The sequence below is a fragment of the Streptomyces violaceoruber genome, from assembly GCF_033406955.1.
GTDB lineage: Bacteria > Actinomycetota > Actinomycetes > Streptomycetales > Streptomycetaceae > Streptomyces > Streptomyces violaceoruber.
Genome location: NZ_CP137734.1, coordinates 2,380,645 through 2,393,651, shown reverse-complemented (window position 1 = coordinate 2,393,651; position 13,007 = coordinate 2,380,645). Strand labels below are relative to the sequence as shown.

The window sequence follows — 13,007 nt, the reverse complement described above, 5'->3', positions numbered from 1 at the left end:
ACACCGGGCCGCGGACACCGCGCGGCCGCCCCGCACCCCGACGCAGACCCCGAAGGCCCAGGCCACATGCCCCCCACGCTCGCCTCGCTCGTCCACCACTCGGCGCTCAAGCTGACCGTGCGCGCCGGCGAGGACCGCCTCGACGTGCCGGTGCGCTGGGCCCACGTCAGCGAACTCGCCGACCCCGTGCCCTACATGGAGGGCGGGGAGCTGCTGCTGATCACCGCCCTCAAGCTGGACGCCGAGGACCCCGAGGCGATGCGCCGGTACGTGAAGCGGCTGGCGGGCGCGGGAGTGGTGGGCCTCGGCTTCGCCGTCGGGGTCAACTACGACGACGTCCCCGAGGCGCTGGTGGACGCCGCCCGGCAGGAGGGTCTGCCGCTGCTCGAGGTACCGCGCCGCACCCCCTTCCTCGCCATCAGCAAGGCCGTCTCCGCCGCCATCGCCGCCGACCAGTACCGCGCGGTCACGGCCGGCTTCGCCGCCCAGCGGGAGCTGACCCGGCGGACCCTCACCGACGGCCCGGAGGGGCTGCTGGCCGCGCTCGCCGCGCAGGTCGACGGCTGGGCGGCGCTGTACGACGCCTCGGGCGCCGTCGTCGCCTCGGCACCGGAGTGGGCGGGGCGCCGGGCCGCCCGGCTCACCGCGGACGTGCAGCGGCTGCGCGAGCGCCCCGCGCCCGCCTCGTCGGTGGTCGGCGGTGCGGGGAACACCGGGCACTCCGAGAACGCCGACCGGGTCGAGCTGCACTCCCTGGGCACCTCCCGCAGGCCCCGCGCCGCGCTCGCCGTCGGCACCGCCGCCGCCCTCGGCACCGCCGAGCGGTACGCCGTCCACTCCGCCATCGCCCTGCTCACCCTCACCACGGAACGCTCCCGCTCCCTGCACGAGGCCGGGCTGCGCATCGACGCGGCCGTGCTGCGCATGCTGCTCGCCGGCGAACCCGACCACGCGCGCACGGTCGCCGGGGACCTGTACGGCGGGCTGCTGGACGCGCCGTTCCGGGTGATCGTCGCCGAGTCGGGGGCGGCCAGGAACAGGGGCCCCACGGCCGCGCACACCGCGGCTGGGGCGGGCGGCGACCCCGGCGGCGACCCGCTCGGCACACTCGGCACACTCGGCACACTCGGCGCGCTCGCCGAGGCGGCGGAGTCCGCGGCGGCCCGCGCCGGCGAGGCGGTGCTGGCCGTCCCCGACGGGGAACGCCTGGTGGTGCTGGCCACCGACGGGGGCGCGGCCGTCGCCGCCTGCGTCGAGCACGCGTCCGCGCTGGAGGCCGCCCGCCCGGCCGCCGAGCCCCTCGCGGGCGGCGACGAGGAGAGCCTGGTCGTCGGAGTCTCGGCACCGTCCGGGCCCATCGCCGCGTCCGCCGCCTACAAGCAGGCCCAGCAGGCTCTCTCGGTGGCCCGCCGGCGCGGCCGCGTCTGCGTGGAGCACGAGCACGTGGCGGCCGGCTCGGTCCTGCCGCTGCTCGCCGACGACGCGGTGCGCGCCTTCGCCGACGGCCTCCTGCGGGCGCTGCGCGACCACGACGCCACCGGCCGGGGCGACCTGGTCGCCTCCGTGCGCGCCTGGCTGTCCCGCCACGGCCAGTGGGACGCGGCCGCCGCCGACCTCGGCGTCCACCGCCACACCCTGCGCTACCGGATGCGCCGGGTGGAGGAGATCCTCGGCCGCTCCCTGGACGACCCGGACGTCCGCATGGAGCTGTGGCTGGCCCTGAAGGCGACGGCGCCGGAGTAACGCCCCCACCTGGCCGCCACGTCGAACACCGCCCACCCACCACTACACCCTGGACAAGCACCCGCCGCCCCGCCCCGCCCTACCGTGGACCCCGCACGGCGCACACCCCACCACCCCCAACGCGGAAGGGCCGGGACTCGACAATGACTTCCACCCACGCCTTCTGGCTCGCCGGCCGCCAGGCCACCGGCGAGTCCGGCTTCGACGTCACGTCCCCCTGGGACGGCACCACCGTCGGCACGGTGAGCCTGCCCACCGACGCCCAGGTCGAGGAGGCGGTGGCCGCCGCGTACGCCGTACGGGACGAGTTCGCCGCCACCCCCGCCCACGTACGGGCCGCCGCCCTCGACCACGTCGGCCGCCGCCTGGCCGAGCGCACCGAGGAGATCGCCCGCCTGATCTCCGCCGAGAACGGCAAGCCCGTCAAGTGGGCCCGCGGCGAGGTCGGCCGCGCCGTCTCCGTGTTCCGCTTCGCCGCCGAGGAGGCCCGCCGTTTCAACGGCGGCGAGGCCCAGCGCCTGGACACCGACGCCGGCGGCCAGGGGCGCCTGGCCCTCACCCGCCGCTTCCCCAAGGGCGTGGTCCTCGGCATCGCGCCCTTCAACTTCCCCCTCAACCTGTGCGCCCACAAGATCGCCCCCGCGATCGCCGCCGGCGCGCCCCTCATCCTCAAGCCGGCCCCCGCCACCCCCCTGTCCGGCCTGATCCTCGGCGAACTCCTCGCCGAGACCGACCTGCCCGCCGGCTCCTGGAGCATCCTCCCGGTCCCGAACGACAAGATGCCCGCCCTCGTCCAGGACGAGCGCCTGCCGGTCATCTCCTTCACCGGCTCCGAGACCGTCGGCTACGCGATCATGGACTCGGTGCCCCGCAAGCACTGCACGCTGGAACTGGGCGGCAACGGCGCGGCCGTCGTCCTCGCCGACTGGGCGAACGACGAGGACCTCGACCGGGCCGCGGCGCGCATCGCCACCTTCTCCAACTACCAGGGCGGCCAGTCCTGCATCTCCGTGCAGCGCGTGATCGCCGACGCCGCCGTCTACGACCGCCTGTTGCCCCGCATCGTCGCCGCCGTCGAGGCCCAGGTCACCGGCGACCCGAACGACGACGCGACGGACGTCGGCCCGCTGGTCAGCGAGGCCGCCGCCGAGCGCGTGGAGGCCTGGGTGCGGGAGGCCGTCGACGCGGGCGCGAAGCTCCTCACCGGCGGCAAGCGCGACGGCGCCTCCTACGCCCCGACCGTCCTCACCGAGCTGCCCGCCGACACCACCCTCGCCCGCGAGGAGGTCTTCGGCCCCGTCCTCAGCGTGCAGCGGGTGACCGGTGAGGCCGAGGCCTTCGCCGCCGTCAACGACTCCAAGTACGGCCTTCAGGCAGGCGTGTTCACCCACGACCTCCAGGCCGCCTTCCGCGCCCACCGCGCCCTGGAGGTCGGCGGCGTCGTCATCGGCGACGTCCCCTCCTACCGCGCCGACCAGATGCCGTACGGCGGGGCCAAGCAGTCCGGCGTCGGCCGCGAGGGCGTGAAGTTCGCGATGGACGACTACACCTACGAGCGGGTGCTGGTCCTCACCGGACTCGCGCTCTGACGTCCGGTCTCACCCGGCGTCGAGCTGGTGGTCCGCCCAGACGTACGTCTCGGGCAGCAGGTCGGTGACGGGAACCGCACGGACGCGGTCCCCGTCACCGACGATCACCTCCAGCCCGGGGAAGTAGTCGAGCAGGACCTGACGGCACCGGCCGCACGGCGGGACGACTCCGCGCTCGCGGTCGCCGACGGCGACGATCGTCTCCAGCTCGTACACGCCCTGGGCCGCCGCCGCGCCGACGACGACCAGCTCGGCGCAGGGGCCGCCGGTGAAGTGGTAGGCGTTGACCGCCGTGACGATCCGCCCGTCCCGGGCGCGGGCCGCGGCGGCCATGGTGTGGTTGTCGCCCCGGCACCGGGTACGGGCCACGTGCGCCGCGGCCTCGATGAGTTCGTGGTCGACGGGGTTCGTCTGCGAGGTCATCGTCTCTGCCTTGTCAGGTGTGGTGTCAGGTGTCGGCCGGTCCCACTGTGCGGCAGCCCGCCGTCCGACCCGACAGCAGGTCCCGCAGCGTCGCGTACGAGTGGTCCCAGGACCATGCCGTACGCACCCAGTCGCGACCCGCGCCGCCCATGGCGCGGGCGAGCCGGGGATCGCGCAGGAGCCTGATCAGCCGGTCCGCCGTCGCCGCGACCGAGCGGCCGTCGACGACATGCCCCGTCTCACCCTCGCGTACCGCGTCCGGCGCCCCGCCCGAGTCGCCCGCGACGACCGGCAGTCCGGACGCGGCGGCCTCCAGATACACGATGCCGAGGCCCTCCAGCTCCAGACCGCCCTTGCGGGTACGGCAGGGCATCGCGAAGGCGTCCGCGGCGGCGTAGAAGGCCGGGAGCGCGTGGTGGGGATGGCCGCCGGCGAAGTGGACCGAGTCCATGACGCCCTCGCGCAGGGCCAGTTGCCGCAGCCCGGCCGCGTGAGGGCCGTCGCCGACCAGGAGCAGTACGGCGTCCGGGACCGCCCTGCGCACCCAGGGCAGCGCCCTGATCAGGGTGTCCTGACCCTTGCGCGGGACCAGCCGGGCCGCGCACAGGATCACGGGGCGGTGGCCCAGGCCGTACCTCGTCCTGACCCGGGTGCCGTCGGCAGCGGGGTGGAAGGTCCCGGTGTCCACGCCGGGGACCAGCCGGGCGGTCCGGGTGCCGGCGGCGAGGGCCGCCTCGATCGGGGCCCGGGTGCGCTCGCCCAGCCAGGTCAGCGTGTCCACCTGGGAGCCGATGCGGCGCAACAGCGCGCGGGGCCCCGGGGTGCGGGCCCACCAGACCTCGTGGCCGTGGGTGGAGGCGACGGCGGTGCCGATCCCCGCCGTGCGCCGCAGCCGCCCCGCCATCAACGCGAGGGGCGCCGCCGCGCCGAACCACACCCGGTCGCAGCCGTACCGGCGGGCCACCGCCGCGGCGTGCGCGGTCGCCCCGGGAGTCGGCAGGAGGGTGCGGACCGGGTGGCGGACCACCGGGTACGGGAAGGACTCGCCGGACCCCGGCGCGGCCGTGGGCGCGGAGGTGAGGACGACCACCTCGTCGGGCGGAAAGCGGTCGGCCAGTTCACGGACGAAGGTCTCGATGCCGCCCTGCCGGGGCGGGAAATCGTTGGTGACGATCAGCGTGCGGGCGCGGGAGTCACTCATCGTGCGAGGGTCCTCTCCACGGGACGGCCGGTGACCTCCGGGTCGCGCCGCGCCGCCCCGTGCGCCAGAGCGGCCAGGAGCAACGGGTAGACCAGGTAGCCGAAGCGTGTCGCCGGCATCAGGGCCGTCGCGAGGCCCAGGCCGAGCGCGAGCCGGCCGGCCGCCGCCCGCAGGGTCTCCGGAGGGCGTACCGCGAGCGAGGCACCGGTCAGCAGCGCGCCGACCGTCAGGAGCGCGAGCGCGATCACCGTGCCGCCGGGAACGTGCGCCGCGAGCAGGCGGCCGGGCAGCGGACTGCCGGCGGGCGAGTCGGTGGCGGTGAGCCCGAAGGGGAACGCGACGACGTTCCGGAAGAAGCCGGCGGGGTCGGTGAGAGCGAAGGGCAGGACCACCGCCGTCCCGGTGCCCAGGCCCACGCCCGCGCACCGCAGCGCGGGCCGGCCGCCCTGCCGTACGGCGACCAGGGCCAGCGCCACCGGCAGCGCCGGCCAGGCGGTCCACTTGAGGGCGGCGGCGGCCCCGAGCGCCAGACCGGCGCCACCCGGACGGCCCCGCCCGGCCAGCGCGAGACCGAGGCACATCAGACCGGCCACCGGCAGGTCGACGCCGCCCACCGCGAGGGGCAGCGCGACCAGGGGGCACGCGAGCAGCAGTGCGGGGCTGCGCAACCCGGCGGCGCCGAGGGACGCGACGAACACGCCGCCCAGCCACCAGCGGGGATCTCCCGGCAGCAGGCCGAAGAGCGCCATCCCCGGCAGGTAGGGATTGAAGTCGCCCACGGCCGAGGGGGCCGTGACGTACGGGCTCCCGGTGGCGGCCAGCAGCCGCCCCGACCGTTCGATCACGGCGACCTCGGACTGCCCGAGCCCCGTCACCACCAGGCCGACGAGCGGCGCCACGACGGCCCCCGCCACAGCGGCCGCCCGGGCGGCCGGGCGCGGCACGGCCCCCGACGCCAGGAACGCCGCGAGGGTGTACCCCGCCGCGGCCGCCCACCCCCACACCCGGTGTGTCACCAGGTCCGACACCTGCGCGAACCCCGCCACCGCCACCGCGCACCCGGCCCACGCATACCGTTCGACGGGCCACCCGGCGTCTGTCGCGACCCGGTCCCCAAAGGTCTTCCTCATGTCCGTCGACGCTAGGAATCCGCGGGTCGAAGAGCGTCAACCGAGGCTCCACACTCGGGAGTCAACCCGTGGTACGACTTCGGCCCGCGGACTCCACCCGGGCGGTGACGCGCGCTGCCGCCCCGCCCGGAATCATGGAGGGATGAGTACGTCGCCCCCACAGCGGCTGCGCGACTGGATCGCCGCTCCCGCCTATCCCTGGATCACCGGTGGTGCCGTGACGGCCGGCGCGGTCGTGGAGCTGATCGTCATTCCCGGCGGCGTGACGACCACGGTCGGAGTGCTGGTGTCCGCCGTCTCACTGATGTGGCGGCGCTCCTTCCCGCCCGTCGCGGTGCTCACGGTCGCGGCGGGCCTGATCGGCTTCGCCGGGGACGTCAACCTGTACCTCGCCATCATGGTCAGCGGGCTGACCGGCTGCTACTCGCTGGGCCGCAACCGGGTGCTGCACCCCGCCCTCACCGTCACCGGTGGCGCGCTCGGCGCGCTGTGCGTGAACCTGGTGCACATCAACACCTGGTCGCGGATGGACCTGCCGGTGCCCGCACTGTGGGAGCGGGGCTCGCTCAGCCTGTTCGCCGAGTCCTTCCTGGTGACCGTGGTCGTCTTCGGGGCGGTGATGATGGGGGACGCGGTCCGCTCCCGCGAGGAGACCCGCACCGAACGGAGCCTGGCGCAGGCTCAGTTGATCGCGATGGAGCGACAGCAGGCCGCCGAGGCGGAACGCGCCGCGATCGCCCGTGAACTGCACGACATCGTCTCGCACTCGGTGTCGATGATCGCCGTCCAGGCCGAGAGCGCCACGTACACCACGCCCGGGCTCACTCCCGAGGCCCGCGACGGCTTCCAGCAGATCGCCGCCACCGCCCGCTCCTCGATGGCCGAACTGCGCCGCCTGCTCGGGGTCCTGCGCACCCCCCAGGGCGAGAGCGCCCTCACCTCTCCGCAGCCCACCCTCGACCACCTGGCCGAACTGGTCGACCAGCACCGGGCGGTGGGCGGTACGGCCGAGCTGCGGATCACCGGGGAGCGGGTGGCGCTGCCCGCCGCGTGGGAGCTGTCCGCCTACCGGATCGCGCAGGAGGCGCTGACCAACGCGCGCAAGCACGCCCCCGGCGCCCGTACTGTGGTCGAAGTGGACTACGGCGCCGACCGGCTGCTCACCCTCCGCGTCCAGGACGACGGTCCCGGCACCGACTCCCGCCCAGGTGCGGGCGCGGGGCACGGTCTGACCGGGATGCGGGAGCGGGCCGCGCTGGTCGGGGGCCGGCTCAGCGCGGGGGCCGGTCCGGACGGCGGGTTCCTGGTGGAGGCGGAGCTTCCGTGGGGGAGCGGATGAGGCCCGCGGAACCAGCGAAGGAGCCGCGCGTGATCAGGACACTGGTCGCCGACGACCAGGCGGTGGTCCGCACCGGGTTCGTGAACCTCCTGAACACCCAGGAGGACATCGAGGTCGTCGCCGAGGCGGAGGACGGTGCGCAGGCGGTGCTGTCGGCCGGTGAGACCCGGCCCGACCTGGCGCTCCTGGACATCCGGATGCCGCACAAGAACGGCATCGAGGCGGCCCGGGAGATCCTGGCCGCCTCCGGCGGCGCCACGAAGATCCTGATGCTGACGACCTTCGGCCTCGACGAGTACGTGTACGACGCGCTCGCGGCCGGGGCGGGCGGCTTCCTGCTCAAGGACGCCACCTTCCCCGAACTGCTGCATGCGGTACGGGTGGTGGCCGGCGGCAACGCCCTGCTGTCGCCCGAGATCACCAAGCGGCTGATCGCCGAGTTCGTGCACGCGCGCGGTTCGCGGCTGCCCGTCCCCGCCGCGGGTGACCTGACGGCCCGGGAGACGGAAGTGCTGACCCTGATCGCGCGGGGGCTGTCCAACGCGGAGATCGCGGGGCGCCTCACCATCACCGACCACACCGTGAAGACCCACATCAACCGGCTGTTCGCCAAGCTGGAGCTGCGCGACCGGGCCCAGGCGGTCATCGTCGCCTACGAACTGGGCCTGGTCCGCGCGGGCGGCGAGTCGGGTGGGGCCCGGCACCGGTAGACACCGGCGCCGGGCCCCGCCCTCCTGCCTCCTCCGGACCCTCAGCCGGAGAAGCCGACGTGCGCGAGCCGCAGTGCGCCGCGCAGTGTGACGCGGAGGTCGTGGACGCCCTCGGCGGTGAAGGCGCTCGCCAGCTCCACGTAGTCGTACGGCCCCGCGGTGGGCGCGTCCGGCGACAGGACCGCCACCGCCGGGCCGCCGTCCAGGGCGACCTCGACCGAGCCCGCACCCGCGACCGACACGGTCACCCCGGCCGCCCCGGCACCGAAGTCGCAGTCCCGGTAGAGCAGTTCGCCCGTTCGTCCGGAGACCGCCGCCACCGCGTCGCCCGCCGCCTTCGTCCGGTCGACGATCTCCGTGCCGCTCTGCTCGTCGAAGTCGACGGCCTGCACGCCCCGTGCGCCGACCGGGCGCGGCACGGCGGGCTCGCCGTCGATCGTGACGGTCGTCGTCAGGCGCACGTCCTCGCTGGAGGCGCCCACCAGCAGCGCGTACGGCCCCGGCTCCAGGCGCCAACGGTCGTGCGCGACGTCCCAGAACGCGAGGGCGGACAGCGGGACCTCGAAGGAGACCCGGTCCGACGCTCCCGGGGCCAGGGTGAGCCGGCGGTGGGCCAGCAGTTCGCGGCGCGGGCGCGGAACCGACGGGGCCTCGGCACGGACGTAGAGCTGGGCCACCTCGTCGGCGGAGACCTCCCCGGTGTTGGTGACCGTGAAGGACACGGCCACCGCCCCGTCCCGCACCTGAGCCGTCAGGTCCCCGTACCCGAACGACGCGTAGGACAGGCCGTGCCCGAAGGGGAACAGCGGCGTCCCCTCGAAGTACAGGTAGGTCTGGCGGCCGCCGATCACGTCGTAGTCGAGCAGGCCGGGCAGGTCGGCGTCGTCGGCGTACCAGGTCTGCGGGAGCCGGCCCGCGGGGGAGACGTCCCCGGCGAGGATCCGGGCCAGCGCGGTGCCGGCCGCCTGCCCGCCGTGCGCGGTCCACAGCACCGCCGGGAGCGTCTCGACGCCGACCGCGTACGGATAGGCGGACACCAGCGCCAGCACGGTCGCCGGGTTGGCGGCGCGGGCCGCGCGCAGCAGCCGTTCCTGCTGCGCGGGCAGCCGCAGCGTCGTACGGTCCTCGGTCTCCCGGCCGTTGATGTGCGGGTCGTTGCCCGCCACCACGACGACCACGTCCGCCCCCGCCGCCACCCGCGTCACCGCGTCCTCGCCGCGCTCGACGACGACCAGTTCGAAGACCTCGGCGTCCGCACTGCCCGCACTGCCCGCGGCGGCCCCAGCGGCCGCGTCCGGCGCGGCAACCTTCACGCCGTCGGCGGCGACCTGGACGGGACGACCCGTTCCCGTGTGCCGCAGGAGGTGACCGTCGTCATGGGGTTCCAGCCGGAAGGTCTCCTGCACGACCCAGCCCCCGGGCTGGTCGGCGGAGGCGCGCACGAAGCCGTCCTCGGCGACGGACAGGTACCGGCCGTCGGGCGCGCGCAGCGTGAGTACGCCCTCGCCCCAGTCGATGAGCGCCAGTTCGGTGCCGACGGCGTCGGTGGTCAGGGGCGGCAGATCGGTGCGGCCGGCGAGCAGGGCCGGGTCCAGGGCGCCCTCCGTGCCGGGTGCCTCGGCGGAGGCGTCGTCGGCCGGGAGGACGTGCAGGAACCTGCCGTCGGCCGTGCGCAGCCGGACCCGGTCCACGCCCTCCGCGAAGCTCACGCGATCGGCGCCGAACCGCTCGTACAGCCCCTCCAGCGGGGTGGAGCGGTGGATGAGCGTGCCGCTGTACCAGTCGAGCTTGCACTCGTCGGCGAGCAGCCCGACGACGGCGACGCGGGTCTCGGGGGCCATCGGCAGCACCCCGTCGTTCTTCAGCAGGACCACCGCCTGCTCGGCCGCCTCCCGCGCGAGCGCCCGGTGCTCCGGCGTGTCGAAGTCCGCGCCGGTGTCCGCCGCGCCCGCGTACGGGTCGTGCTCCGGGTCGAACTCGCCCAGCCGGAAACGGACCGACAGCTGACGGCGCACGGCCGCGTCCACGTCCGCCTCCGTCAGCAGGCCCGCGTCCAGGGCGCCCCGGACGCGGGCGACGATCTTCGAGGAGTCCGTCCCGTGGTCGGTGAAGCTGTCCACCCCGGCCCGCAGCGCGGCGGCGGTCGCCTCCTCGTGGGTGTCGAAGTAGTGCTCCGAGTCGACCAGGTTGGAGGGCGCGCCGGCGTCCGAGCAGACCAGGAGATCCTCCTGCGTCCAGGTGCGCAGGTGCCGGCCGAGGTGCGGGGAGAGGTGGTTGGGGCGGCCGTTGACCAGGTTGTAGGCCGGCATCACCCCGGCCACGGCGCCCGCCTCGACCGTGTCGCGGAAGGCCCGCAGGTCGTACTCGTGGAGGACCCGCGGTCGGACGGAGGACGAGGAGGTGTCCCGGTCGGTCTCGTTGTTGTGCGCGAGCCAGTGCTTGAGGACGGGCGCGGTGCGCCAGTACGCCGGGTGGTCGCCGCGCAGGCCCCGGGTGTAGGCGGTGGCGACGGCCGAGGTGAGCCTCGGGTCCTCGGAGTAGCCCTCCTCGTTGCGGCCCCACAGTGGGTGGCGCAGCAGGTTCACGGTCGGGGACCAGACGTTGAGACCGACGCGGTCGTCCCGCGCGCGCATCGCCCTGGCCTCCTTGGACACCGCCTCGCCGACCCGTCGCACCAGCTCCTCGTTCCAGGTGGCGCCCAGGCCCACGGCCTGCGGGAACACGGTCGCCGGGCCCATCCAGGCCACGCCGTGCAGCGCCTCCTGGCCGGTGCGGAAGGGGGCGATGCCGAGCCGCTCGACGGCGGGCGCGAACTGGTGCAGGAAGGCGGTCTTCTCGTCGAGCGTGAGCCGCGACATCAGGTCGTCGACGCGCTTCGCGAACGGCAGTTGCGGATCACGGAACGGCGGCGTGGCTGCGGACACGTGAGGGTCCCCTTGGGATGGAGCGGGCAGGACGTCGAAGCGCTTCGATGCTCCGTGCAGTCCCGCTTGGGTGTCAAGACGCGCAGCAATCTTGGGAACGACCCTTGTGTGCCCCGGGGGGTTAACTTAACCTCGCTGCAACATCGAAGCGCTTCGACACGGGCTGAGTTCAGTTCCCTCACGACACCGCAGCCGACGGCCACCGTCGGGTGTTTTGGTGTGCCACGAAGGCACGAAGGGTTGACGCACATGACGCCGAACGCCGCCTCCGGTCCCAGCCGGAGAAGTTTCCTCGCCTCCACGGCGGTCGCCACCGCGGCCGTGGCGGGAGGGGTGCCGCTGCTCTCCGCCTGCGGCGGTTCCGACGGAGGCTCGCGCGACGGCACCACGTCGGGCAAGGACGCCGCGAAGCTGCTGCCGTCCTACGTGGCGGCGAGCGTGGTCACGCCCGACATCCCGAGCAAGAACGGCTCCGCGGTCGGCTTCACCGGCAAGCTCGACCTCGCGGACCTGAAGACCTCGGTGCCCGAGACGCTCGGCAAGGGCGGCCGGGTCACCGTCATGTCGCCGTTCTGGGGGTCCCCGCCCAAGGAGGACAACGCCTACTACAAGGCGATGAACGACCTCATCGGCGTCGACGTGGTCTGGCAGAACCAGGACGGCAACACCTACGACCAGAAGCTCGGCGCGGTCCTCGCCTCCAGCGAGGTGCCCGACGTCGTGGTCGTCCCCGGCTGGAACATGACCGGCAAGATACCCAGCGCCATCATCGGCAAGTTTGCCGACCTCGGCCCCTACCTGTCCGGCGACGCGGTCAAGGAGTACCCGAACCTCGCCGCGATCCCCACCGACGCCTGGCAGCGCTCCATCTTCGGCGGCAAGCTGCTCGGCCTGCCGATGCCGTCCTCGTACGTGTCCGGCATCGTGCCGCTGTACCGGCAGGACGTCTTCGAGAAGGAGGGCTACGAAGTCCCGCGCTCCTGCGACGAGTTCATGGCGATGGCCAAGGACGCCACCAACGCCAGGGCCAAGCGCTGGGCCTGCCTGGACATGAAGTGGACCGCCTTCAACGCCTTCGGTGTGCTCTCCGGCAACGAGAAGTCGCTCGGCTGGAACCAGGTCGACGGCAAGCTGGTCTACCGCGCCGAGACGGACGAGTACCTCGAGGCGCTGGAGTGGACGCGCAAGCTGTTCGCCGCCGGGGTCGTGCACCCCGACGCCAAGCTCGGCAAGTCCAACGCCGCCGACCCGGGACCCAAGTTCGCCGCCGGCGAGTTCCTCGTCTACAACCAGGACATCTCCCAGTGGTGGAGCCGCACCGCGGAACAGGCCACCCAGAATCCCGGGTTCAGGATCTGGGGCATGGACTTCTTCGGGCACGACGGCGGTGCCCCCACGCTGTGGGCGCAGAACCCGGCCAGCATCTTCGCCTTCGTCAACAAGAAGGCGTCCAAGTCCGTGATCCGCGACGTGCTGGCCGTCGCCAACGTCACCGCGGCGCCGTACGGGACCAAGGAGTACATGGCCACCAACTACGGCGTCGAGGGCACCCACTACACCGTCAAGGACGGCGTGCCCACCAAGACCGACCAGGGCAACATCGACGTGATGAACGCCTACGTGATGGTGGCGAGCCCCGCGGCGACCATCGCCCACCCCGACTTCCCCGAGGTCGCCAAGGGCCAGGTCGAGTGGCAGCAGCGGACGGGCGCCGTCACCAGGAAGCCCACGTTCTACGGCATGCAGATCGTCGAGCCCGCCCGCTACACCAACCTCTCCAACGACTTCGAGCAGCTGGAGGACGACATCGTCCGCGGCCGCAAGAAGATCGGCGACATGCAGCAGGCCGTCTCCGACTGGAGGAACAAGGGCGGGGACAAGCTGCGCGACTGGTACCGGAAGCTCCTCGACGAGAACGGTCCGGCGGCCGGCTGACCAGGTACCGAGG

The 13,007-nt window shown here is 74.0% G+C and carries 9 protein-coding genes; 5 read left to right on the top strand and 4 right to left on the bottom strand.

The window, feature by feature from the left end:
• The first annotated feature begins 66 nt into the window (after window positions 1-66).
• The gene (locus R2E43_RS10260) at window positions 67-1,743 is read left to right on the top strand and encodes a PucR family transcriptional regulator (protein WP_319218609.1); all 1,677 of its coding nucleotides are present in this window, start codon (window positions 67-69) and stop codon (window positions 1,741-1,743) included.
• A 143-nt stretch (window positions 1,744-1,886) separates the two neighbouring features.
• Window positions 1,887-3,332: an aldehyde dehydrogenase family protein gene (locus R2E43_RS10255; protein WP_319349580.1), complete on the top strand. Its 1,446-nt coding sequence runs from the start codon at window positions 1,887-1,889 to the stop codon at window positions 3,330-3,332.
• Window positions 3,333-3,341: 9 nt separating this feature from the next.
• Here R2E43_RS10255 and R2E43_RS10250 read toward each other — a convergent pair whose 3' ends face one another.
• From R2E43_RS10250 to R2E43_RS10240, 3 genes are read right to left on the bottom strand one after another with little or no spacing between them, the layout of a single operon-like run.
• Window positions 3,342-3,755, bottom strand: a complete 414-nt coding sequence (locus R2E43_RS10250; RefSeq protein ID WP_016327388.1) for a cytidine/deoxycytidylate deaminase family protein — start codon at window positions 3,753-3,755, stop codon at window positions 3,342-3,344.
• Window positions 3,756-3,780: 25 nt separating this feature from the next.
• Window positions 3,781-4,956, bottom strand: coding sequence for a glycosyltransferase family 4 protein (locus tag R2E43_RS10245; RefSeq protein WP_011030386.1), 1,176 nt, complete (start codon window positions 4,954-4,956; stop codon window positions 3,781-3,783).
• Complete coding sequence (locus tag R2E43_RS10240) at window positions 4,953-6,086, bottom strand: glycosyltransferase 87 family protein (RefSeq protein ID WP_011030387.1); 1,134 nt, start codon at window positions 6,084-6,086, stop codon at window positions 4,953-4,955. The genes R2E43_RS10245 and R2E43_RS10240 overlap by 4 nt, the downstream gene beginning before the upstream one ends.
• A 142-nt stretch (window positions 6,087-6,228) precedes the next feature.
• On the opposite strand from R2E43_RS10240, the gene R2E43_RS10235 reads away from it, so the two are divergent.
• Complete coding sequence (locus R2E43_RS10235) at window positions 6,229-7,425, top strand: sensor histidine kinase (protein WP_011030388.1); 1,197 nt, start codon at window positions 6,229-6,231, stop codon at window positions 7,423-7,425.
• Window positions 7,422-8,135 (top strand): response regulator, encoded by a 714-nt coding sequence (locus R2E43_RS10230; RefSeq protein WP_011030389.1) that lies wholly within the window; start codon window positions 7,422-7,424, stop codon window positions 8,133-8,135. The genes R2E43_RS10235 and R2E43_RS10230 overlap by 4 nt, the downstream gene beginning before the upstream one ends.
• A 41-nt stretch (window positions 8,136-8,176) precedes the next feature.
• Here the strand turns inward: R2E43_RS10230 and R2E43_RS10225 are convergent, their stop codons facing one another.
• The gene (locus tag R2E43_RS10225; RefSeq protein ID WP_106517481.1) at window positions 8,177-11,059 is read right to left on the bottom strand and encodes a glycoside hydrolase family 3 C-terminal domain-containing protein; all 2,883 of its coding nucleotides are present in this window, start codon (window positions 11,057-11,059) and stop codon (window positions 8,177-8,179) included.
• A 249-nt stretch (window positions 11,060-11,308) separates the two neighbouring features.
• Between R2E43_RS10225 and R2E43_RS10220 the strand changes: the two genes are divergently transcribed.
• Complete coding sequence (locus tag R2E43_RS10220) at window positions 11,309-12,994, top strand: extracellular solute-binding protein (protein ID WP_332056134.1); 1,686 nt, start codon at window positions 11,309-11,311, stop codon at window positions 12,992-12,994.
• Window positions 12,995-13,007: the final 13 nt, after the last annotated feature.

Excerpts from the sequence above, each read along its gene's own strand:
- R2E43_RS10260 (WP_319218609.1), top strand. The coding sequence starts at position 67 with ATGCCCCCCACGCTCGCCTCGCTCGTCCACCACTCGGCGCTCAAGCTG.
- R2E43_RS10255 (WP_319349580.1), top strand. The coding sequence starts at position 1,887 with ATGACTTCCACCCACGCCTTCTGGCTCGCCGGCCGCCAGGCCACCGGC.
- R2E43_RS10250 (WP_016327388.1), bottom strand. The coding sequence starts at position 3,755 with ATGACCTCGCAGACGAACCCCGTCGACCACGAACTCATCGAGGCCGCG.
- R2E43_RS10245 (WP_011030386.1), bottom strand. The coding sequence starts at position 4,956 with ATGAGTGACTCCCGCGCCCGCACGCTGATCGTCACCAACGATTTCCCG.
- R2E43_RS10240 (WP_011030387.1), bottom strand. The coding sequence starts at position 6,086 with ATGAGGAAGACCTTTGGGGACCGGGTCGCGACAGACGCCGGGTGGCCC.
- R2E43_RS10235 (WP_011030388.1), top strand. The coding sequence starts at position 6,229 with ATGAGTACGTCGCCCCCACAGCGGCTGCGCGACTGGATCGCCGCTCCC.
- R2E43_RS10230 (WP_011030389.1), top strand. The coding sequence starts at position 7,422 with ATGAGGCCCGCGGAACCAGCGAAGGAGCCGCGCGTGATCAGGACACTG.
- R2E43_RS10220 (WP_332056134.1), top strand. The coding sequence starts at position 11,309 with ATGACGCCGAACGCCGCCTCCGGTCCCAGCCGGAGAAGTTTCCTCGCC.